The 22,468-nt window shown below is 67.6% G+C and carries 21 protein-coding genes; 13 read left to right on the top strand and 8 right to left on the bottom strand.

The genetic code is table 11. The features are described from left to right. Positions 1-89 precede the first annotated feature (89 nt). The 7 genes from B7R22_RS00885 to B7R22_RS00855 all read left to right on the top strand — a co-directional run bounded on the left by B7R22_RS00885 (position 90) and on the right by B7R22_RS00855 (position 7,828). Entirely contained in the window at positions 90-938 is an 849-nt protein-coding gene (locus tag B7R22_RS00885; RefSeq protein WP_172582130.1) for a DeoR/GlpR family DNA-binding transcription regulator, read from the top strand. Then, positions 935-1,672 (top strand): FGGY family carbohydrate kinase, encoded by a 738-nt coding sequence (locus tag B7R22_RS00880; RefSeq protein WP_116409949.1) that lies wholly within the window; start codon positions 935-937, stop codon positions 1,670-1,672. The genes B7R22_RS00885 and B7R22_RS00880 overlap by 4 nt, the downstream gene beginning before the upstream one ends. Continuing rightward, a complete protein-coding gene (locus B7R22_RS00875; protein ID WP_147305259.1) occupies positions 1,669-2,601 on the top strand; it encodes an FGGY-family carbohydrate kinase in 933 nt (310 codons plus the stop codon). The genes B7R22_RS00880 and B7R22_RS00875 overlap by 4 nt, the downstream gene beginning before the upstream one ends. Then, positions 2,601-2,960 (top strand): L-rhamnose mutarotase, encoded by a 360-nt coding sequence (locus tag B7R22_RS00870; protein ID WP_367379168.1) that lies wholly within the window; start codon positions 2,601-2,603, stop codon positions 2,958-2,960. Before B7R22_RS00875 ends, B7R22_RS00870 begins: the two co-directional genes overlap by 1 nt. A gap of 49 nt (positions 2,961-3,009) precedes the next feature. Then, positions 3,010-4,176, top strand: a complete 1,167-nt coding sequence (gene rhaI, locus B7R22_RS00865; RefSeq protein WP_116409947.1) for an L-rhamnose isomerase — start codon at positions 3,010-3,012, stop codon at positions 4,174-4,176. A gap of 134 nt (positions 4,177-4,310) precedes the next feature. After that, entirely contained in the window at positions 4,311-6,347 is a 2,037-nt protein-coding gene (locus B7R22_RS00860; RefSeq protein WP_116409946.1) for a bifunctional aldolase/short-chain dehydrogenase, read from the top strand. Continuing rightward, positions 6,344-7,828 carry a rhamnulokinase gene (locus tag B7R22_RS00855; RefSeq protein WP_116409945.1) on the top strand — a complete coding sequence of 495 codons (1,485 nt, stop codon included), beginning with the start codon at positions 6,344-6,346 and terminating at the stop codon, positions 7,826-7,828. Before B7R22_RS00860 ends, B7R22_RS00855 begins: the two co-directional genes overlap by 4 nt. A gap of 130 nt (positions 7,829-7,958) precedes the next feature. Here the strand turns inward: B7R22_RS00855 and B7R22_RS00850 are convergent, their stop codons facing one another. The 4 genes from B7R22_RS00850 to B7R22_RS00835 all read right to left on the bottom strand — a co-directional run bounded on the left by B7R22_RS00850 (position 7,959) and on the right by B7R22_RS00835 (position 13,039). Further along, positions 7,959-8,825 (bottom strand): ribokinase, encoded by an 867-nt coding sequence (locus B7R22_RS00850; RefSeq protein WP_116409944.1) that lies wholly within the window; start codon positions 8,823-8,825, stop codon positions 7,959-7,961. Positions 8,826-9,482: 657 nt separating this feature from the next. Further along, positions 9,483-11,231 carry an ArnT family glycosyltransferase gene (locus B7R22_RS00840; RefSeq protein ID WP_253258800.1) on the bottom strand — a complete coding sequence of 583 codons (1,749 nt, stop codon included), beginning with the start codon at positions 11,229-11,231 and terminating at the stop codon, positions 9,483-9,485. Next, a complete protein-coding gene (locus B7R22_RS20395) occupies positions 11,232-11,645 on the bottom strand; it encodes a glycosyltransferase family 39 protein (protein ID WP_172582129.1) in 414 nt (137 codons plus the stop codon). Then, the gene (locus B7R22_RS00835) at positions 11,645-13,039 is read right to left on the bottom strand and encodes a bifunctional glycosyltransferase family 2/GtrA family protein (protein WP_116409942.1); all 1,395 of its coding nucleotides are present in this window, start codon (positions 13,037-13,039) and stop codon (positions 11,645-11,647) included. Before B7R22_RS00835 ends, B7R22_RS20395 begins: the two co-directional genes overlap by 1 nt. 194 nt (positions 13,040-13,233) lie before the next feature. Between B7R22_RS00835 and B7R22_RS00830 the strand changes: the two genes are divergently transcribed. Further along, positions 13,234-14,055, top strand: a complete 822-nt coding sequence (locus B7R22_RS00830) for a FadR/GntR family transcriptional regulator (RefSeq protein WP_116409941.1) — start codon at positions 13,234-13,236, stop codon at positions 14,053-14,055. Next, entirely contained in the window at positions 14,048-15,316 is a 1,269-nt protein-coding gene (locus tag B7R22_RS00825) for an alpha-hydroxy acid oxidase (RefSeq protein ID WP_116409940.1), read from the top strand. Before B7R22_RS00830 ends, B7R22_RS00825 begins: the two co-directional genes overlap by 8 nt. Positions 15,317-15,346: 30 nt before the next feature. Here the strand turns inward: B7R22_RS00825 and B7R22_RS00820 are convergent, their stop codons facing one another. From B7R22_RS00820 to ddaH, 3 genes are all read right to left on the bottom strand, one after another. Further along, a complete protein-coding gene (locus B7R22_RS00820) occupies positions 15,347-16,861 on the bottom strand; it encodes a peptide MFS transporter (protein WP_116409939.1) in 1,515 nt (504 codons plus the stop codon). Between the two features lie 66 nt (positions 16,862-16,927). Continuing rightward, positions 16,928-18,160, bottom strand: a complete 1,233-nt coding sequence (rocD, locus tag B7R22_RS00815) for an ornithine--oxo-acid transaminase (protein WP_116409938.1) — start codon at positions 18,158-18,160, stop codon at positions 16,928-16,930. Continuing rightward, on the bottom strand, positions 18,157-18,954 hold the full coding sequence (ddaH, locus tag B7R22_RS00810; protein ID WP_253258799.1) for a dimethylargininase: 798 nt from the start codon (positions 18,952-18,954) through the stop codon (positions 18,157-18,159). The genes rocD and ddaH overlap by 4 nt, the downstream gene beginning before the upstream one ends. Before the next feature lie 252 nt (positions 18,955-19,206). Between ddaH and B7R22_RS00805 the strand changes: the two genes are divergently transcribed. The 4 genes from B7R22_RS00805 to B7R22_RS00790 all read left to right on the top strand — a co-directional run bounded on the left by B7R22_RS00805 (position 19,207) and on the right by B7R22_RS00790 (position 21,465). Next, complete coding sequence (locus B7R22_RS00805) at positions 19,207-19,635, top strand: Lrp/AsnC family transcriptional regulator (protein ID WP_116281334.1); 429 nt, start codon at positions 19,207-19,209, stop codon at positions 19,633-19,635. Between the two features lie 114 nt (positions 19,636-19,749). Next, positions 19,750-20,178 (top strand): hypothetical protein, encoded by a 429-nt coding sequence (locus B7R22_RS00800; RefSeq protein WP_116409936.1) that lies wholly within the window; start codon positions 19,750-19,752, stop codon positions 20,176-20,178. Then, positions 20,172-20,444, top strand: a complete 273-nt coding sequence (locus B7R22_RS00795; protein ID WP_116409980.1) for a helix-turn-helix transcriptional regulator — start codon at positions 20,172-20,174, stop codon at positions 20,442-20,444. Before B7R22_RS00800 ends, B7R22_RS00795 begins: the two co-directional genes overlap by 7 nt. Then, positions 20,422-21,465 carry an NAD(P)-dependent alcohol dehydrogenase gene (locus B7R22_RS00790; RefSeq protein WP_253258798.1) on the top strand — a complete coding sequence of 348 codons (1,044 nt, stop codon included), beginning with the start codon at positions 20,422-20,424 and terminating at the stop codon, positions 21,463-21,465. Before B7R22_RS00795 ends, B7R22_RS00790 begins: the two co-directional genes overlap by 23 nt. 180 nt (positions 21,466-21,645) lie before the next feature. Here B7R22_RS00790 and B7R22_RS00785 read toward each other — a convergent pair whose 3' ends face one another. Then, positions 21,646-22,371 carry a hypothetical protein gene (locus B7R22_RS00785; protein ID WP_116409934.1) on the bottom strand — a complete coding sequence of 242 codons (726 nt, stop codon included), beginning with the start codon at positions 22,369-22,371 and terminating at the stop codon, positions 21,646-21,648. Positions 22,372-22,468: the final 97 nt, after the last annotated feature.

The raw sequence follows: 22,468 nt of genomic DNA, 5'->3' as shown, positions 1-22,468 counted from the left end.
TACTTTCGAATAGGTTGGCCACAACGACGAAAAGCCAACCGCTTTTGACCCGTCGCCACTCTTCGCCACTGCAGCCAAACGGAGCACCAATGTCTGAAAGTTACGACTTCGTGCGTGAAGAGGTCATCCTCCACGAGCTCACTCTGACGGGCCGCGTCATGGTCAATGACCTCGCCCGCACGCTGGGCGTCTCGACGGTCACTGTGCGAAAAGACCTCGACTCCCTCGAGAAGCGCTCCCTGCTTCGACGCGTGCGCGGCGGCGCCGTCGCTCCCTCGACCGGCGAAGAGGGCGCGTTCAGCGAGCGGATGCGCCGCGACTCGACGGTGAAGAGCCTCCTGGCGAAGGAGGTCGCGAAACTCGTCGACGACGGAGACGTCATCGCCATCGACTCCTCGACCACCTCCTATTACCTCGCTCAGGAGCTTCTCGAACACCGAGACCTGATCGTCATCACCTACGGCCTCCGCGTGACGATGCTGCTGATGGACCACTCGAACGCGACCGTGGTGGTTCCGGGCGGCGTGCTGCGGCGGGCATCCGGATCCCTCGTCGGGGCATTCTCCGACGTGCTGAAGGGCCGCGGCCGCATCAACAAGGGCTTCTTCGGCCTCGCCGCCGCATCGAAGGAACTCGGCATGCTCGAGCTGGTGGCCGAGGAAGCCACCTCCAAGCGAACCCTGATGGCCTCGTGCGACGAGATCTTCGTCACCATGCCCTCGTCGAAGATCAACGGTTTCGGGCTGCACTCCTGGGGCACACCGGGCGAGATCACGCGCCTCTACACCGACGAGCGCGCCGACGACAGCTTCGTCGACGCGTGGACCGCGGCCGGCTCGCCGGTCACCCGCGTGGCAGGCACGGGCGCCTCGCTCGACAACGGCGAGCGCTCCATCGACGCCGTCACCTCCCGCACCCTCCGGGCGGTCGACGAATGAGCGGCCTCACCGTGGCCGCCGTCGACCTCGGTGCCGAGAGCGGGCGGGTCGCCGACCCCGTCACCTACCGCGACGCGCACCGCGTCGAGGCTTTCGAACGCGCGCTCGCCGAGTTCGTCAGCGACCGGCGGTACAGCGCCACGGGCATCGAGCTCATCGAGATCACGGCCCTGTTCGGGATGCTCGCCGACGCACATGAGCGGCCCGAGATGCTCGAGGCTGCCGACCTGATGCTGATGATGCCCGAGATCTTCCACAACGGGTTGGGCGGCAGCCGCGTCACCGAGTTCTCGGTCGCCTCGACGACCGGCCTCTACGACATCGCGTCGGGCGGCTGGGCACTCGGGCTCTTCGACGACCTCGGGCTGCCCTCGCACGTGCTCCCCACCGTCGTTCCGGCCGGAACCGATGTCGGCGGCATCGTCGGCGACCTGGCCCAGGGCGGGCTCTCGAAGACCCATGCGGCAACCGGCTCGACACCGACGTGCGGCCGGCGGCGGCGCTCGGGCTGTCGACGGTGTGGGTGCTGCGCGGTGAGGCGCCCTCCGCGCCCACGGCGGCCCAGCTCGCGGAGCCGGACATCGCGGTGTGGACGCTCGACTGGCTCCGCCCACGCGCCGCGCCGCGCGCACTCCGCCGAAAGGACGCAAACTGCTCCAAAGCTCGCATCCACGAGCAATTTGGGGCCCTTCGGGTTCGCACAGCGCCCGTCGCGAGGGGCGGTGGCGTCGTGAGTGTCGTGCTCCGCATCGACCTCGCCACCGTCGACGCCCGTGCGCAAGCAGCCGTCACCGCCGCACTCGCACCACGGGCATCCGACATCGCTGATCTCTCGACCGCCGGCACCTCGGGAACCGTCGTACCGACCGATCTGCGGGGCCGCCCGGTCGGCAACGCGCTGCCCTACAACGACCCGCGCGGCTCCGACGAGCTCACTGCTCTGACCGCGGCTGGCCTCGGCGTGCGGCCGTCGGGTGCGCTGGTACGCGCGGCGTGGATGCACGCTCACGCCCCTGCGCCCTGCTACCTCTTCACGCCCGGCGTGGTCGCGGCGGCCCTCGCCGGCACGGTGCTGGGGGTGTCGCCGGTGGTCGCGTATCCGCTGGTGGGGCTCGGTGAGCGGTTTCCGATGGTGGATGCTGCGTTCGGTGGTTTCTCGGTCGACCTGTCGGGCGTACCCGACACCGGCGCAGACCCTGTCGTGAGGTTCCGTTCCGTGTTGGAGGGCGTGGCGTTCGTGGTGGGGTTCGGGATCGAGCGGCTGCGGGCGCTGGCGGGACCGGACGGTTTCGGGGCGGGCGACAGCGGCCACCTCGGCGCAGACTCGGGCAGAGCCGGTTCGGCAAGCGGCATTTCGGGCGGCGGCAGCGGCCACCAGCACCTCGGCGGCGGCACCTCGGGCAGCGCAGTGTGGAACAGAATCCGCGCATCGGCCCTTGGGCAGCCCGTCGTCGTGCCGACGAACCGGTCGAGCGCGATCGGCGCGGCAATGCTGGCCGCCGCCGGGCTTCCGGGAGAGACGTTCCAGGGCGTGATCGACCGGCTCGCCTCCCCGGGCCGCTACGTCGACCCCGACCCTACACTCGTCGCTGCACTCGAAGACCGGTACGCGGTCTTCACCGAAACTCCTGGCCAGCTACTCGGCGCGCGGGCGGTGGCCTGATGGCCGGTCTGCAGCGGGTCTGCTTCCAGTTGCAGGTGAACCCCGGGAAGATCGCCGAGTACCGGCGGCGGCACGCGGCCGTCTGGCCGGAGTTCCTGATCGAGTTGCGGCGTACAGGGTGGCAGAACTATTCGCTGTTCCTCCGTGACGATGGGCTGCTGATCGGGTACTTCGAGACTCCCGACCTCACTGCGGCCCAGGCAGGCATGGCGGCGACCGCCGTGAACGAGCGCTGGCAGGCAGAGATGGCCGAGTTTTTCGAGGGGCCTCGAGGGCACCCCCGACCAGGGCTTCCTGCAGCTCACCGAGATCTTCAACCTCGACGACCAACTCGGGTCCGTTGTGAGCTAGTATCCTGATTGAATCGTTTCAACACACGTCCCGCTCGCAAGATTACGGAGAATTCCAATGGTGCAGTTCAGCGACATCGCCGCAGACCTCGAGGCCCAGGCCATCGAGCTCCCCTCCTGGGCGTTCGGCAACTCAGGAACCCGCTTCAAGGTGTTCGGCACACCCGGCACGCCTCGGACGCCTGAGGAGAAGATCGCCGACGCCGCCCAGGTCAACAAGCACACCGGGCTGTCGCCGAAGGTCGCGATCCACATTCCGTGGGACAAGGTCGACGACTTCGGCGCCCTCGGCCGCTATGCGAACGACCTCGGGGTGTCGCTCGGTACCGTCAACTCGAACACCTTCCAGGACGACGACTACAAGTTCGGCAGCCTGACGCACATCGACCCGGTCATCCGCCAGAAAGCGATCGACCACCACTTCGAGTGCATCGACATCATGGGTCAGATCGGGTCGCAGGACCTGAAGGTCTGGCTCGCCGACGGCACCAACTACCCCGGCCAGGGCGACATGCGCGGCAGACAGGATCGGCTCGCGACATCCCTCGCCGCCATCTACGACCGCATCGGCGAGAACCAGCGTCTCGTGCTCGAATACAAGTTCTTCGAGCCGGCTTTCTACCACACGGATGTTCCCGACTGGGGAACCTCGTACACGCAGGTTGCAGCGCTCGGCGATCGTGCGATGGTCTGCCTCGACACCGGGCACCACGCCCCGGGCACGAACATCGAGTTCATCGTGATGCAGCTCCTCCGCCTCGGAAAGCTCGGCTCGTTCGACTTCAACTCGCGCTTCTACGCCGACGACGACCTGATCGTGGGGGCGGCCGACCCGTTCCAGCTGTTCAGGATCCTCGTGGAGGTCGTGCGCGGAGGCGGTTACGGCCCCTCCTCGCCGGTCGCGTTCATGCTCGACCAGTGCCACAACGTCGAAGACAAGATCCCCGGGCAGATCCGTTCGGTGCTGAACGTGCAGGAGATGACGGCCCGCGCGCTGCTCGTCGATCGCGCCGCCCTCGATGCGGCCCAGTCCGCCGGCGACGTGCTCGGGGCGAACGGCATCCTGATGGACGCCTTCTACACCGACGTGCGTCCCTTCCTCGCGGCGTGGCGCGAGTCGCGCGGCCTCCCCGCGGACCCCATGGCCGCCTACGCCGCCTCCGGCTACCAGGCCGGCATCGCGGCGGCCCGCGCCGGCGGCACCCAGGCCGGCTGGGGCGCCTGACCCGCCTGTCACACCCCTCCTCCACCCCCACCCCCGATCTGCGGGCAGAAAAACACCTGAAACCAGAGTTTTGGGGTCATTTCTGCCCGCACATCACGCGTCAGATCATTCAGTGCCGAAACAGAAAGCAACCCATGACGAATCCCGCAGCCCGCGAGCTGATCGAGCGGTCGAACCGGCTCGGCTCAGACCCGAAGAACACGAACTACGCGGGCGGCAACACGTCGGCGAAGGGACTCGAACGCGACCCCGTGACCGGTGAGGATGTCGAACTGCTCTGGGTCAAGGGCTCGGGCGGCGACCTCGGCACGCTGAAGGAGCAGGGACTCGCCGTGCTGCGGCTCGACCGCCTCCGCGCGCTGAAAGGCGTCTACCGCGGAATCGAACACGAAGACGAGATGGTCGCCGCTTTCGACCACACCTTGTTCGGCAAGGGCGGGGCGACACCGTCCATCGACACCGCGATGCACGGGCTGGTGGATGCGGCCCACGTCGACCACCTGCACCCCGATTCCGGCATTTCCATCGCGACGGCAGCCGACGGCGAAGCCCTCACCGCGACGATCTTCGGTGGTCGCGTGGCGTGGGTCGACTGGCGCCGCCCCGGCTTCCAGCTCGGCCTCGACATTGCCGCGATCAAGGAGGCGAACCCGCACACGATCGGCGTGATCCTCGGCGGCCACGGCATCACCGCCTGGGGCGACTCCAGCGGCGAAGCGGAGGCGAACTCGCTCTGGATCATCGAGACCGCCGCCGCGTACATCGCCGAGCACGGCCGCTCCGAACCGTTCGGGCCCGCCCTCGACGGCCACGCCGCACTCCCGCCCGCCGAACGTCGCGCGAGAGCCGCTGCGCTCGCCCCGAGCATCCGGGGCCTCGCCTCCACCGACCGTGAGCAGGTCGGGTCGTTCACCGATGCCGACGTGGTGCTCGACTTCCTGGCTTCCGCCGAACATCCGCGACTCGGTGCGCTCGGCACCAGCTGCCCCGACCACTTCCTCCGCACGAAGGTGAAGCCGCTCATCCTGGACCTGCCGGCGACGGCCTCCATCGAGGAGCAGATCGCGCGCCTGAAGAAACTGCACGAGCAGTACCGCAGCGATTATGCGGCCTACTACGACCGCCACGCGACGCCCGACAGCCCCGCCATGCGCGGCGCCGACCCGGCGATCGTGCTGATCCCGGGCGTCGGCATGTTCTCGTACGGCGCCACCGCGCAGACCGCGCGCGTCGCTGGCGAGTTCTACATCAACGCGATCAACGTCATGCGGGGGGCCGAGGCACTCTCGACGTATGCTCCGATCGACGAGTCCGAGAAGTTCCGCATCGAGTACTGGGCCCTCGAGGAGGCGAAACTGCAGCGCCTGCCGAAGCCCGCCTCGCATGCCACCCGCATCGCGCTGGTGACCGGCGCGGCATCCGGGATCGGCAAAGCCATCGCGACCCGCCTCGCCGCCGAGGGTGCGTGTGTGGTCATTGCCGACCTCGACCTCGAGAAGGCCGTTGCCGCTGCGGCCGAGCTGGGGTCGACGGATGTCGCCATCGGCGTGCAGGCGAACGTGACGTCTGCCGTCGAGATCCAGGCGGCGGTGGATGCCGCACTGCTCGCTTTCGGAGGCCTCGACCTCATCGTGAACAACGCGGGCCTGTCGCTGTCGAAGTCGCTGCTCGACACGACCGACGCAGACTGGGACCTGCAGCACAACGTCATGGCGAAGGGCTCGTTCATGGTCTCGCGCGCCGCGGCCCGCGTACTCATCGACCAGGGACTCGGCGGGGACATCGTCTACATCTCGTCGAAGAACTCGGTCTTCGCCGGCCCCAACAACATCGCCTACTCGGCGACCAAGGCCGACCAGGCCCACCAGGTGCGGCTGTTGGCCGCCGAACTCGGCGAATACGGTGTGCGGGTGAACGGCATCAACCCCGACGGAGTGGTGCGCGGGTCGGGCATCTTCGCGGGGGGCTGGGGCGCCAAGCGCGCGGCTGTGTACGGGGTTCCGGAAGAGGACCTCGGCGCGTACTACGCCCAGCGCACGCTGCTGAAGCGCGAGGTGCTACCGGAGAACGTGGCCAACGCGGTCGCGGTACTGACCGGCGACGATCTGTCGCACACGACGGGGCTGCACATCCCGGTGGACGCCGGCGTGGCCGCGGCATTCCTGCGATGAGTGCGGAGGTGGGCACACCCGCACGCGGCGCGGCACCCGCAGGCGGTGCGGCACCCGCAGGCGGCGTCGTGGCCGCCATCGACCTCGGCGCGACGAGCGGGCGCGTCATGCTCGGCTACGTCGGCCCCGACGGGATCCGCCTCGAATCGGTCGCCCGCTTCCCGAACACCCCCGTGCGCACGATCGACGGCCTGCACTGGAACATCCTCGAGCTCTACCGGAACGTCATCGCCGGCCTCGCCGAAGCGGTGCGCCGCGAACCGGGCCTCGCCAGTATCGCCGTCGACTCCTGGGCCGTCGACTACGCACTTCTTCGAGGCGACCGGATGCTCGGCAACCCGTTCCACTACCGCGACGACCGCACCGCGCGAGGCGTCGACGCCATCCACGGCGCCGTGCCGTTCGCCGAGCTGTACCGTGCGAGCGGGCTGCAGTTCCTCACGATCAACACGGTCTACCAGCTCGGGGCCGAGCCCCGCGACATCCTGGACCAGGCGGATGCGCTGCTGCTCATCCCCGACCTGATCGGCTACTGGCTGACAGGTGAACGCCGCGCCGAGCGCACGAATGCATCGACGACGGGCCTGCTCAACGTACAGACGCGCGAATGGGATGACGCCCTGATCGGCCGGCTCGGCCTGTCTCGTGAACTCTTCCCCGCACTGATCGAACCCGGCGAGACGGTCGGGCGGTTGCTTCCGGCGGTCACCGAGGAGATCGGCGCCGCCCACCTCGCGTCGCGCCTACCCGTGAGCGCCATCGGATCGCACGACACCGCCTCCGCCGTGATGGCAGTGCCCGCCGTGGATGACGACTTCGCCTACATCTCCAGCGGAACCTGGTCACTTGTGGGTGTCGAGCTCGAGCATCCGGTAGTCAGTGACGAGAGCCGCGCGGCGAACTTCACCAACGAGGGCGGGGTGGATGGCCGGGTCAGGTTTCTGCAGAACGTCTCCGGGCTCTGGCTGCTGTCCGAGTCCGTTCGCACCTGGGAGCGGTCCGGTGAGGTCATCGACCTGCCGTCCCTGCTGGCGGATGCCGCCGCAGTCGTCGGTCCAGTTGCCGTCTTCGAGGTCGGGGATGCCCGTTTCGTCTCGCCCGGCGACATGCCCGCACGCATCGCTGCGTGGTGCTCAGACCACGATCAGCCCACGCCCACGTCGCGTGCGGAATTCGTGCGGAGCATTCTCGAGAGTCTCGCCGAGGCGTACTCCGCCTCACTCGCCACGGCGGCGGAACTGTCGGGAAAGGTCATCCGCACCATCCACATCGTCGGTGGCGGATCGCAGAACGCGCTGCTCTGCCAGCTGACGGCGGATCGAACCGGTCTTCCCGTGCTCGCGGGGCCGGTCGAGGCGACAGCGCTCGGCAACGTGCTGATGCAGGCGCGGGCCGTCGGCCTCGTGTCGGGCGACCTCGCGGCGATGCGGATGCTCGTGGCGACGTCGTTCCCGCCTATGCGGTACGAGCCCGCGGCCTGACCCGCGCCGCCATCGGCACACGCCCCTCCCGCCATCGCCGCACCGAAGGGACGCGAATTGCTCCCATGAGTCTGGGTTGGAGCAGTTTGCGTCCCCTGGAGTTGACTTCGGCGGGAAACCGACGGACGGCTCAGGCGGGCTGCGCGCCCAGCCAGGCGACGGAGCGGGCCGCGGCGGTGCTGGCCGCCGCCATGGCCGCCGCGCGGTCGTCGCCGGCGGCGAGCCTCGCCGCGAGCGTGCCGCAGTAGGTGTCCCCCGCTCCCGTCGTGTCGACGACGTCGGCGACGCGGGTCGATGCGACCTCGACGTCGCCCCAGCGGGAGCCCGCAGAACCGAGCGTGACGAGCAGGGAGCCGGGTTCGGCACCGGATGCCCGGAGCTGCTCCGCCTCGTGCTCGTTGACGATCACGGGGTCGGCGAGCGCCAGCACCTCGGGCGACAGCGCGGCGAACGGGGCGAGGTTCAGCACGACGCGCGCGCCGGCCGCGGAGGCGATCCGCACCGCCTCGGACACAACCTCGACGTCGAGCTCGAGCGAGACCAGCAGAACGTCGCCCGCGGTGATCCCCGACGGTTCGGAGTCGTACACCGTGTCGGTGGTCTCGAACCCGCCCGTGCCGCGGAGAACGTCGAGGTCGGCGACCGTGACTCGCGCGTTCGCGCCGGGCGAGACGATGATCGTGTTCTCCCCGCTCGCTGCGACGGCGATCATCGCGTGGCCGGTGCTGACACCGCGCGTGACCCGGAGCGGTCGCACGTCGATGGATCGGGACGCGAGCCGCGTGCGGTACTCGGCACCCTTCGGGTCATCTCCGACCCGCCCGACGAAGACCACATCGGCGCCGGCCTCCGCTGCCGCGACGGCCTGATTCGCTCCTTTGCCTCCCCAGAAGGTGGCGAGGTCGCCACCCATCAGCGTCTCTCCCGGCGAGGGGTGACGTTCGACGCGCACCACAGAATCGACATTCAACGAACCGACAACGAACACGCGACCCACGGGCGACACCCTTCACTTCGAAGCCGCCAGCCTACCCGCCGCCCCTGCTCCGCCGGGCGGACGCCCGGTGCGGGGCGACGGGCCACCCGACGCACAGGGGTTCATGCCGTGGGTTCGCAGAACGGGCGGCCCTTGCCCTGTCCGCCGCACAGGAGAGCGAGGAGTGGGATGGGGCCGCCGATTCAATGATTCGTGGGGGCTGGCCGCTGAACACCGGCGGGCCTCCCTCCGTCGAGCCCTGCACCGCAACCGCGCCGATTTCACGGCCGGGTACAGCCAACGCCTTTTCCCGAGTTCGAGGGTGACCTTGCCGTCGGGGAAGGGATCCCCGGCGAGAGGGGCCGGCGCAGGCATCTCCGTCTGGGCGACCCAGATGAGGTCGGCGTGGTGCGCCCCCGGGTGGAAGATCTCGTCGGCGATGCCGATCATGCCCGCGGTCGGAGTTCGCTTGCGCTGCTCCCGCTCCGAGCGCACCATCCACGGGATACCCACCAGGGCGACCGCGATCGCGCCGACCATGGCAGCGCACACGAGGGCAATGGACACTGTTTCCGACACCCTTCATTGTGGCTACGGTCTCATGGAATCGCCTCTGGTTCACAGTGGATTCGAGGATTGATCGACATCACATCGACTCCCTGGAACAGCAGCTGATGTTCAGGACTGGCTGGCGGCGGCTGCCGTCGTCAGGTCGTAGAGCGTGGTGCCGTCGACCGTCGTGGCGGTGAAGGTCGACGCGACCCAGCTCGCGATCTCGGAGGAGACCGAACTGCCACCGTTGGAGGCACCGATCGATCCGGCCGAGATGAAGTAGTGGATCTTGCCCGCGGCCACGAGGGCCTTGAACTCGCCGAGCGTCGGCGAGGGGTCGCTGCCGTTGAACCCGCCGAGGGGCATGACGGCCGCCTGGCTGGCGAGCTGGTAGCTGGCCGCGTTCTGCGAGCCGACCGTTGCCGCGGCCCAGATGTAGCTCGAGGCGTTCGCTGTGAGGAGCGCGCTGACCCGGCTGCTCACGGTGGCCCCTCCGAGGAGTCCGCCGCCGCCCGCACCGCGGGTGCCCGTGCCTCCCCGAGTCGTGCCGGTACCCGTTGCGCCGGTGGTGCCGCCGGTCGTACCGGTCGCACCCGGGGCGGTTCCGCCGGGCAGACTCCCGCCGGGCGGAGTGCCACCTGCGCCGCCGGTCGTCGTTCCACCGGTCGTGGCTCCGCCCGGCCGCGTGCCGCCGGCAAAACCACCCGCACCACCCGCACCACCCGCACCGCCGAAACCGCCTCCGCGGCCGAAGCCGGTCGACGACGCCACCGTCGGGCCAGCAGTCACCAGGGAGCCGGTGTGCGCCGTCGAGAGCGTCTGGAGCGTGTACGCGACCGGGGCGAGGAGCGACGCCGTGAGAGCCACTGCGAGCGCGGCCACCCGGAAGGCACGTCGCTTCCAGCGGACCACGAGCATCCCGGCCCCGATGATGGCGAGCGAGAGCACGAGGAATTTGAGCCATGGGAGCCATTCGGCGGCCCGAGTCAGGAGCGAGTAGGCCCAGACTCCCGTGCCGAGGACGACGACCGCGGCGACGATGCGCGCCCAGAGATGCCGACGGGTGTTCCAGAGGAGGATCGCCCCGGCTCCGACCGTTCCCGCGATGGCCGGGGCGAGGGCGACCGTGTAGTAGGCGTGGAAGATGCCGGCCATGAAGCTGAAGACGAGACCGGTGATGACGAGCCAACCGCCGAACATGATGAGGATGGCGCGGCGGGCATCCACTCGCTTCTGACGGCGCAGCAGCACGAAGCCGACGACGAGCAGAACGAGGGCGGCCGGAATCAGCCAGGCGATCTGGCCGCCGAACTCACCGTCGAGGAGGCGGGTGATGCCCGTGGCACCCCATTGACCCCCGGTGGTGGCCGCGCCGCCACCGCCGGTGACGCTACCGGTCTCGGCGCCGGTGAGGCGGCCGAACCCGTTGTAGCCGAAGGTCAGTTCGAGGAAGTCGTTGTTCTGCGACCCTCCGACATAGGGCCGCATGGAGGCTGGCACGAGTTCGACGAGAGCAACCCACCACCCGGCGGAGACGATGACGGCAGCCAGCGCGGCCAGAAGGTGAAGCAGCCGCCTGCCGAACTTCACCGGGCCGGCCCAACCGTAGGCGAGAGCGAGTGGGGGAAGGATGACGAATGCCTGCAGCTGTTTCGTGAGGAACCCGAATCCGATCATCGCCCCGGCGAGCAGCAGCCAGCGCTCACGCCCGCTCTCGATGGCGCGCAGGGTGAAGTAGACCGACGCGGTCATCAGCAGAACGAGCAGGGCGTCCGGGTTGTTGAAGCGGAACATCAGGGCAGCGACGGGCGTCGAGGCGAGCACGCCGCCGGCCAGCAGCGCTGCACCGGGAGAGAAGTGGCGACGCACGATCACTTAGACGAGGGCGACGGTCACGAGGCCCATGAGCACCTCGGGCATCAGGATGCTGAAGGAACTCAGGCCGAAGACGCGAACAGACAGCGCCATGACCCAGAGCGACGCCGGGGGCTTGTCGACGGTGATCGAGTTGCCGGCGTCGGAAGAACCGAAGAGGAACGCCTCCCAGTTCGTCGATCCGGCTTGGACGGCCGCCGAGTAGAACTCGTTGGCGTAGCCGCTGGCGGTGAGGTTGTAGAAGTACGCGATCGCTGTGACGAGGAGGAGCCCGAGGAACGCGGGACGCTCCCAGGCGGCGTGGGTGGCCCGGCCGCGGATGACGGAGCGGCGGAGCATCCGGATTCGGCCGCCGAGAGCGGACGCCCCCGGCGCGGTGGGCGCAGAGGGCCTGGGAAGAGTGCTGCTGGTCATCAGGCGGCGCTCGCTTTCTGTGAAGACGAAGAAGAGGTGGAAGTGGGAGAGACGGGAGAAGAAGAAGATGACGACGGGGAAGCAGACGAACCGAGTGACGAGGAGGCGGATTGGGACGTGGCCCCATCCTGAGCGAAGGCCAACGCGGGGCGGCCGCCCGCAGCAGGATCTGTGGACAACCCGCCCGAATCCCCGGCTGGGGAGGAGGAGACCTTGGGCGCCCGGAACACCCAGCGACGCAGGAGCACGAACCGCACGGCGGTGGCCACCAGGTTCGCCGCCGTCAGTGTGACGAGCTCCACGAAAGTGGGAGCATCCGGAGCCAGCACGTTCAGCGCCACCAGCGAACCCGCCGTGATGACCCAGGCGATTCCGAAGACGATCAGTCCCTGAAACTGGTGAGTGGCAGCTTTTTCGGGTCCGCGGATCCTGAATGTGAAGCGCCGGTTCGCCCAGGTGTTCGCGACCGCCGTGAGCAGCAGCGCCGTGAAGTTCGCCCCCTGCGCTCCGAGAACGCCCTGGAACAGCAGGTAGAGGAGGGCATAGGCGAGCGTCGACGCCACCCCGACGACACCGAAACGCACCACCTGACCGAGGAACGACGGCCTCGCAACCGGGCCGATCGGCGATCGACCGAGCTCGGCGTAGACCGCCTGCACCGGGATCACCCCGCGCATCAGGTCCCGCCCCACCCGCACGACTCCGCGGAGATCCTCCATTGCCGTCGGCACGATGTCGACGCGCGAATCGAGGTCGTCGATCCAGTCGACCGGCACCTCGTGGATGCGCAGGCCGCTCCGTTGCGCGATCACCAGCAGCTCGGTGTCGAAGAACCACGCGTCATCCTGCACAAGGGGAAGGAGTTTGGCTGCGACATCCGATCGAATGGCCTTGAAACCACACTGGGCATCGGAGAAGCTCACCCCGAGCATCCCGTGCAGCAGCACGTTGTAACTGCGGGAGATGAACTCGCGTTTGCCACCGCGCACCACGCGGGACGAGCGTGAGAGCCTCGTGCCGATTGCGAGGTCTGAGTGCCCCGACAGCAGCGGTGCGATCAGTGGCGGCAAGGCAGACAGGTCGGTCGAGAGATCCACGTCGACATAGGCGAGCACCTGGGCGGTCGAGGTACCCCAGGCGAGCTTGAGCGCGTGCCCGCGGCCCTTCCGCGCCGTGTGGATGACGCGCACATTCGGATACCGCTCGGCGATCGAATCGGCGATGGCCGGCGTCTCGTCGATGCTCGCGTTGTCGGCGACCGTGATCTGCCACGGCACGCGCACTGCGTCGGTGAGGTAGTCGGCGAGGCGACGGATGCTGGGCTCGATCGCCACCTGCTCGTTGTACACGGGCACCACGACATCAAGAGCGAGGGAGGAGTCTGGCGAGGTCATGCAGATACTCTGCGCCGGCAGTCTTCTGACGCACCCTGCTGCAGCTATGAGCCGGCTATGACAATCCGGGCCGACCAGAAGAAGGATTGTTGCTGGTCTTCCGGGAAAAAGGGGCGTAAAGTGTGGTCTGACCACATGGTCTGACCACATTTCCCTGTGGCAGTCCTGTACACCCTCACAGTCGAAGGCTCCGGATGATCGGCGAAACCACCTCCCCCGAGTCCACTCGCGCGTGGCAGGAGGTGCTCACCCACATCGAGAACGACCTCCTCTCGGGTGCACTCGGGCCGGGAGACCACCTCCCCTCGGAGCGAACGCTGGCCGCTGAGCTCGGGGTGGGGCGATCATCCGTCCGCGAGGCTCTGCGAGTGCTCGAAGTGCTCGGCCTGCTCCGCACCCAGACCGGATCGGGCCCGGGGTCTGGAGCGATCATCATCGCGAGGCCCTCGGGCGGGATGTCGTCGCTGATCCGGCTGCAGGTCGCAGCGCAGGGCTTCCGGGTCGATGACGTGGTCGCGACCCGACTGATCCTCGAGACCGCGGTGGCGGCGCAGCTCGCGGCGAGTGCGAGTGCCAACGCCGCCTCCAGCACCACCGCAAGCGCGGAGACGACCGCGACCCCCTGCCCCGACCTCTCCCCCGCGACCGAGATCCTCGACGCCATGGAGGCGACGGGTGCCGCAGAGCCGACACCCGGGGAGTTTCTCGCCCTCGACGCCCAGTTCCATTATTCGCTCGCCGAGATCGCCGGCAATGAGGTGATCGCCGCCATGATGACCGGCCTCCGCAACTCGATCGAAAGCTACGCCCTTGGCGGGGTTCCGAACCTGACGTCGTGGCGCACCACCTCCGATCGGCTCCGACGGGAGCACCGCGCGATTGTCGCGGCGATCGAATGCGGAGACCCCGTCGCGGCGAGCCAGACCGTCAACGATCACATCACCCAGTACTACGCGGAGGCCGGTTTCGGCACCCCCGCGACATCCACCCTCCCGAAAGGACCACACCATGGTTGAACGACGCCTTCCCAAGGTTCGCGACCTCGCGCCCCTGATGCACTTCAAGGCACCCGATCTGAATGCGAAGAGGCGTCGGCTCGAATCAGCGCTCACCATTGCCGACCTGCAGAAGATCGCCCGCCGGCGCACCCCGAAGGCCGCCTTCGACTACACCGAAGGCGCGGCCGAGGGCGAGATCAGCCTGGCCCGGGCCCGGCAGGCGTTCGAGGACATCCAGTTCAACCCGGCGATCCTCCGTGACGTGTCGACCGTGAAGACGGGCTGGGACGTTCTCGGTGCCCCCGTCTCGCTTCCGTTCGGCATCGCGCCCACCGGTTTCACGCGCATGATGCAGACCGAAGGCGAGATCGCGGGGGCAGGCGCGGCTGCGGCGGCGGGTATTCCGTTCTCGCTGTCGACCATGGGCACGACGGCCATCGAAGACGTGAAGGCGACCAACCCGAACGGCCGCAACTGGTTCCAGCTGTACATGTGGAAGGATCGGGACCGCTCGATGGCCCTCGTCGACCGGGCAGCAGCCGCTGGCTTCGACACCCTGCTCGTAACGGTCGACGTGCCTGTGGCGGGTGCGCGCCTCCGCGACAAGCGCAACGGCTTCTCGATCCCGCCGCAGCTCACGCTCGGCACGGTCGTCAATGCGCTGCCGAGGCCCGAATGGTGGATCAACTTCCTCACCACGGAGCCGCTCGCCTTCGCCTCGCTCGATCGTTGGTCGGGCACCGTCGGTGAACTGCTCGACTCGATGTTCGACCCGACCGTGACGTTCGACGACCTGGCCTGGATCAAGGCGCAGTGGCCCGGCAAGATCGTGGTCAAGGGCGTGCAGAACCTCTCGGATGCCCGCCGGCTCGCCGATCTCGGCGTCGACGGGATCGTGCTCTCCAACCACGGTGGGCGCCAGCTCGACCGCGCCCCGATCCCGTTCCACCTGCTGCCGGAGGTCGTGCGCGAGGTGGGATCCGAATACGAGGTGCACCTCGACACGGGCATCATGTCCGGGGCGGACATCGTGGCCGCCGTGGCGCTCGGCGCCCGCTTCACACTGGTCGGCCGGGCCTACCTCTATGGCCTGATGGCCGGCGGGCGGGAAGGTGTGGACCGCATGATCCAGATCCTGAGCGGCGAGATCACGCGCACGATGCGCCTGCTCGGGGTGAACTCGCTCGAAGAACTCGAGCCCGGTCACGTGACGCAGCTCGAGCGCCTCATCCCACGCGCCCGCGCCGAGGCCGCGGAGCGCGAGCCCAGGGCGCTCTGAGTACGCAGCTCCGGTGGCGGACGGGGCGCGTCAGCGCACGCCCGCCATCAGACGCCGCACGAGCGGGGTCGAGAATGCCAGCAGCAGGCCGATCACGATGGCGATGCCCCCCAGCACGCCGAAGTACGGGGCCTGGTTCGCGGGGTCGTAGAGCGCAGCCAGCTGGCCCGAGATGGCCGTGCCCAGTGCGATCGACAGGAAGAACAGGGCCACCATCTGCGTGCGATAGATCTCCGGAGCGAGTTTCGTGGAGATCGACAGGCCGACCGGGGAGATCAGCAGCTCGGCGATCGTGAAGACGAACAGGATGCCCACGAGTGCCAGCAGCGGGGTGGAGTTCGCGCCGCCGCCCGCGAACGGCAGGAAGAGCAGGAACGCGAGCCCCATCACGATCGTTCCGCCCGCGAACTTCAGCGGCGTGGCCGGTTGTCGCGATCCGAGTTTCGTCCAGATCGCGGCGAAGACGCCCGACAGGATGATGATGAAGATCGGGTTGATCGACTGCACCCACGACACCGGCATCTGCCAGCCGAAGAGGTCACGGTTCAGCTGGCTGTCCGCATAGAGCGTCACCACGGTGAACTGCTGCTGGTAGAGCGACCAGAACGCGACGCTGGCGATGAACAGCGGAATGAAGGCGAACACCCGGCTGCGCTCTGTCTTTGTGATGCGCGAGCTGCGGAGGATGATCGCGAAGTACGCGATCGCGGCGATGAGCGTGAGCCCGATCACCACCGTGACGAGGTTCGCGACGTTCAGGATACCCGTGGCGACGGCGACCGTAACGATGACCACGGCGACCACTGCGACCACGACCGCGCGGCTGCGGTGACGGGCCGGCAGCGGGTTCGGCACGATGCTCGCGGCCTTCGGCAGGTGCCGGCGGCCGACGCTGTACTGGATGAGCCCGGCCGCCATTCCGATCGCGGCGAGCCCGAAGCCGTAGTGGAACCCGAGGGTGGTCTGCGCCAGTCCCGTGAGGAGTGGGCCCACGAAGGCACCGAGATTGATACCGAGGTAGAACAGCGAGAATCCGGCGTCGCGCCGCGGATCATCCGCCGAGTAGAGAGTGCCGACGATCGAAGTGGCGTTCGCTTTGAGCCCGCCGCTGCCGATGGCGATCGTGACCAGGCCGATGGCCACACCCAGGCCACCCGGGAGGAGCGCCAGCGCGATGTGCCCGAACATGATGAGGATGGCGCTGAAGAACAGCACCCGCTCGGAGCCCAGGATGCGGTCGGCGAGCCAGGCGCCGAGGATCGTCGAGAGGTAGACCGCGCCGCCGTAGGCGCCGACGATGCCCGCGGCGGTGTCCTTCGGGATGCCGAGCCCGCCCTGGTCGGCCGGGTAGAACAGGTAGAGCAGCAGGATGCCCTGCATGCCGTAGAACGAGAAGCGCTCCCACATCTCCACGCCGAAGATGTGCGCGAGCTGCCTCGGCTGGCCGAAGAACGTCTTCGTCTCGCGGCTGGTGTCGTCGAGGTCGGTAGTGGTTCCTGCGCTGGTCACAGTCGTATCTTGGCACGCAGATGCACGTCGCACCATGGATCTGGATGGACGTTCGCCCGGACGGGGGGTGATGACGGGCCCCCCGGACCTTCGCCATGGAACTCAGGCGGCGCCGAGTTCCGCCAGCACGGCGGCGAGCTGGTCGACCGCCCAGTCGAGGTCGGCCTCCGAGACGACCAGCGGAGGGGCGAGGCGGATGGTCGACCCGTGCGTGTCCTTCGCGAGCACGCCGCGTTCCATCAACCGCTCACAGACCTCGCGGCCAGTGGCGAGCGCCGGGTCGATGTCGATCCCGGCCCAGAGCCCGGCGGTGCGCACGGCGAGAACCCCGTGGCCGAGGAGCGCCTCGAGGCGCGCCGCCAGGAGGGAGCCCCGGGCATCCGCGAGCCGCTGGTATTCACCGGTGGCGAGCATCGCGACAACAGCACTGCCGACCGCGGCGGCGAGCGGATTGCCGCCGAACGTCGAGCCGTGTTCGCCCGGGCGGAGCACGCCGAGGATGTCGGCGTTGCCGACCACCGCCGAGACGGGAACGATCCCGCCGCCGAGTGCCTTGCCGAGCAGGTAGAGGTCCGGCACGACGCCGACGCTCTCGCAGGCGAACGTCGTGCCGGTGCGGCCGAGGCCGGACTGGATCTCATCCGCGATCATCAACACGTTGTGGGAAGTACAGATGGCCCGGACAGCTGGCAGATAGCTGGCAGGCGGCACGATGATGCCGGCCTCGCCCTGGATCGGCTCGAGCAGCACGGCGACGGTGTTCTCGTCGATGGCAGCCTCGATCGCCGCGGCATCGCCGTAGGGCACCGAGCGGAACCCGGGCGTGAACGGACCGAAGCCATCACGCGCGGTGGCGTCATCGGAGAAGCTCACGATCGAGATCGTGCGGCCGTGGAAGTTTCCGTCTGCGACCACGATGTTCGCCATTCCGTCGGCAACACCTTTCACCCGGTAGCCCCAGGCTCGCGCGACCTTGATTCCCGACTCCACGGCTTCGGCGCCGGTGTTCATCGGCAGCACCATCTCCTTGCCCGCAAGTGCGGCGAGCGCCTCGACGAACGGGCCGAGCTGGTCGTTGTGGAAGGCGCGCGAGGTGAGCGTGATGCGGCCGAGCTGGGCGCGGGCAGCATCCAGCAGAACCGGGTTCGAATGCCCGAAGTTCACCGCGGAGTAGGCGGCGAGGCAGTCGAGGTAGCGCCGGCCGTCGACGGCGGTCACCCACGCTCCGTCACCGGATTCTACGACGATCGGCAGCGGGTGGTAGTTGTGCGCCGCGTGCTCCTCCTCGCGGGCGATCGCCCGGTCGGTGAGGGTGGAGGAGTCGACGGAGATCATCGGCGGAGCTCCAGCGTGCAGCACTTGACCCCGCCGCCGCCGAGCAGCAGCTCGCTGAGGTCGACGCCGATCGGGTTGTAGCCGCGCTCCCGCAGCTGCGCCTCGAAGCCGGTGGCGCGCGAGGCTATCACCACGTTGTAGCCGTCGGAGATCGAGTTCAGGCCGAGCACGGCGGCGTCGGTCTCGCTGACGAGGATCGCGTCGGGGTACCGGCGCTCCAGCTCGGCACGGCTCGGGGCGTCGAAGGCGCTCGGCAGGTAGGCGATGGTGGCGGCATCCGGAGCCTCGTCTGCCGACTCGTTCAGAACGGCGATGGCGGTGTCGAGGTGGTAGAAGTTCGGGTTCACGAGGTTCAGCGTGACGACCTCACGGCCGTAGAGCTTCGCGACCTCATTGTGCGAGTCGGATGCACTGCGGAACCCGGTTCCGGCGAGGATCGTGTCGCCGACGAGCATGAAGTCGCCCTCGCCCTCGTTGATGTTCTGCGGCTCGTGCACGGCGTAACCGGCATCCGCGAACCAGCGCATGTACGCGGGGCCCTCGGCCTGGCGTTCGACGTGTGCGAAGCTCGCGCCGTAGGCCACATTGTCGATGACGAAGCCACCGTTGGCTGAGTAGACCATGTCGGGCAGGCCGTCGACCTGGCCGATGAGTTCGACGGTGTGGCCGAGAGCGATGAAGGTGTCGTAGAGGGTCTGCCACTGGGCCAGCGCGAGGGCGGTGTCGGTGGGGAGGGCCGGATCCATCCACGGGTTGATCTTGTAGGTGACGGTGAAGAATTCAGGGCGGCACATTAGGTAGGTGTGCGGTTTCGCCTTTCGAACGCGAGGTTCTGAGGGGAAGATCTCTTCAAGAGTGGTGGAAATGGGCAACGAGGTAGACACGGGCATCCTTCCTTCGACGGATGGCGGACGTCGTCCTGAGGCTCCGAAGAGCACGCCAGGCGTCCAGTCTGGCACGCTCGTAATGTGGTTGGTCGATCATCCAGCGCCGGATAACTGCGTAGAGCAAGGCGGAATGCAAGAAAACGTCGTAGGCTGCTTCGAATGGACAACCTCGACTTTCGCATCATCGACCTCCTGAAGCTCAACGCCCGCACGGGATACGGGGACATCGGCCAGGTCATCGGGCTGTCGGCGTCGGCCGTGAAACGGCGGATCGACCGACTCATCGCCGACGGGATCATCCGGGGTTTCACCGTGCTGCTCGACACGTCGCTCGACGGCAAAGTGACGGAGGCCTACGTCGAACTGTTCTGCCGGGGCACGGTCGCGCCGGCGGAGCTGAAACGCATCCTGTCGGGCGTGCCCGAGGTGGTCGATGCAGGCACCGTGACCGGCAGCGCCGACGCGATCGTGCACATGCGTTCGCGCGACATCCCGAGCCTGGAGCTGGCGCTTGAACGGGTTCGGATCGCGCCGAACGTCGATCACACACGGAGCGCGATCGTGCTGTCGAACCTCATCAAGCGCTAGACGACCGACCGACGCAGCGACGCAAAAGCTTTCGATATAACCGAGTCATGTTTGTTTGACAACAAGTCAAAGTTTCTTTACTCTGAATTATTGGTTTGAGGCAGAGGAACGCACATGTCATTCGAAGAAAAAAGGGCGTCAGCTTTCTTGCTTGTCGCGGTAGCCGGCTATACCGCCTACGTGATACTGGTTTTGCCCGCATTCGCCTCCACCCCGCTGTCACAGGTGGAATATGTATCCGCCATGTTGGCAACAATCGGCGGAGCGGTAGTTGTCGGCATCCTGGCCAATGTGACCATTGCCGTGGCAACACCAAGAGAAGCGCGGCGGATTGATCAGCGCGACAGAGACATAGATCGACTCGGCCGACGGGCAGGCGAGGGGTTCGTCATTGCTGGCAGTGTTGGGGCGCTATCGCTCGCATTGCTTCAGGTCGACTATTTCTGGATCGCCAATATCCTCTACCTCGGCTTCGTGCTTTCGGCCGTGTTCGGCTCCGCCGCCCGGCTCATCGCTTACCGATGGGGAACGCCGGCGTGGTGAAGGCCACCCGTGTCACGAACAGTATCCGCGCGCTCCGATTCGCCAGTGGGGAGATGACCCAAGCCGCCCTGGGTGGGAGCATCGGCGTTACGCGGCAAACCATCATTGCCATCGAGCAGGGCCGATACTCACCCTCGCTCGAGGTGGCCTTTCAGATTGCTCACGTCTTCGGGCTGCCGCTCGACGCTGTCTTCCACTACCCGGATCCGCACATTCGTCCAACATCACCAGCTGGGAGTCACCATGAAACCGAAAGAAACCGCTAAGTCCATCGAAGGCATGTCTGCGGCTGGCTCAGCGCCGACTCTCCCGACAACCATGTCGGCCATCACCCGCACGGCCTACGGTGATCCGGACACCCTTCATCTCACCATCTGTGCCGTACCGATTCCTTCTGCGAACGAAGTACTCGTTCGAGTGAGCGGGGCCGGGGTCGATGCCGGCACCTGGCACCTCGTCACCGGCAAGCCGTATGTGATGCGACTTTTCGGATTCGGCCTGAGGACACCTCGCGACCCGATACCGGGTTTGGCCTTCTCAGGGCGGGTGGTCGCCATCGGCCCCGACGTCACGCATATCCACATCGGTGATGAGGTCATGGGTTCAGCGCAAGGCGCCTTCGCCGAATACGTCACGGCTAAGGAAGGCAAGGTTCGTCCAAAGCCCCGAAACCTCAGCCATGTACACGCAGCCGCCCTTCCAATATCCGGAGTAACTGCTTATGAAGCCGTTCGCGACGCGAAGATCAACGCCGGAGATCGCGTGCTCGTGCTTGGCGCAAGCGGCGGGGTGGGTCACTTCGCCGTGCAGCTCGCGGTGGCCGCCGGCGCCACTGTCACTGGAGTGTGCAGCTCATCCAAGGCCGAATTCGTACGCTCGCTTGGAGCGTCCGACGTCATCGACTACCGCGAGACCGATCCGACAGATCTCGAACGTGAATGGGACATCATCATCGATACCGCTGGCAACCGTTCGCTCCGACGTCTGCGAAGTGTCCTTTCGCCCGACGGAACCCTTGTGATCGTGGGCGGAGAGAACGGAGGAGCTTTCCTCGGCGGGATCGAAAGAACCCTGGCGGCCACCGTCGTCAACGTGTTCTCACGACATCGCTTGCGCGGACTCGTCTCCCGCGGAAACCCTGCCGACTATAAAACTCTCACGGCTCTGGCCGAGAAGAATGTGATCGCACCCCGAGTCGATTCCAGTTTTCCCCTGGCAGAGGCGGCGGCCGCAATCGACTACGTACGCAGCGGAAAAGCACACGGCAAAGTGGTGCTCAGCTTGTGAATTTCTCGGTGTGCCAAAACCGCGTGATCGCCTCGTCGGTCTGCGGAACGTGCGAACGCGATGTTCACAAGCAGCGCGCAATTCATCTCACAGAGGCAGCTCAGACACGTTGCCGGTCACGCGTGCGCGGAAGGCGGGGCGAGACCGGGCAGGCGAGGCAAGACGGGAAGGCAGCGAAGGTCAGGTCCGCACGTCTGCGACCGGGCTCGGCCTGCCGTGTCGAAGAGTCGGCACGCTCACCGTCTGCTCCGCGAGGAAGGGCAGCAGCTCGATCCGGCCCGCCCGCGTGGCCTCGCCCGCGTGGATCGTCACGTCGGGCGAACCGCCGACCGCCTCGGCGAGCGCGCGAGGGTCTCCCCCGATCATCCTGATCCGCGACGAACCGCTGCCCACCTCCGCCGCCCGCGCCAGCCAGGTCTCATCGCTCTCGACGAACACGCGCACGCGCCGCTCCTTCAGCAGCGCCCGAAGCGGACGCGGCAGTTTCAGCGCCGTGCTGAGCCCGAGGGATGCCCGCGCCCGGGTTCCCGCGGCGAGTACCCGCACGAGCGCATCGAGCGACTCGCCATCGGAGAGCCTGATCACGACGGGAACCGGCCGGTAGCGCAGCACCCGCCGCCCGGCGGCAGGAACGTCGACCGCCGCGAACGCGCCTTGCCACGCCGCCTCGTCGCTCAGTGCCGCGCGTCTCACGAAGTCGAACTGCCGCCAGTCGAGTCCCGGCGTCGCCGCTTCGATGAGCGCGCGCACCTTCGGGTCGAGGGCGCCGAGCGCCAGGTCGGTGCTCTCCTCGCCGGCCTCGGTCAGCCACCTGCCGAGGCTCAGCAGCGCGTTCGGCCCGCCGATCGCTCCACCAGGCCCGACGGATGACCGTTTCCAGGGGTCTGCCCAGGGTTTGGTTGTCATCTGATCTGTGAGATTTCATTCTCGCTGGAAGGATGTCAGTTATGGCAAAGGCATATCCGAAAGAGTTCCGTGATGACGTCGTGGCGGTGGCCCGGAA

The sequence above is a fragment of the Subtercola boreus genome, from assembly GCF_003399635.1.
GTDB classification, from domain to species: domain Bacteria; phylum Actinomycetota; class Actinomycetes; order Actinomycetales; family Microbacteriaceae; genus Subtercola; species Subtercola boreus_B.
This window is presented reverse-complemented; position numbering and strand designations above follow the sequence as displayed.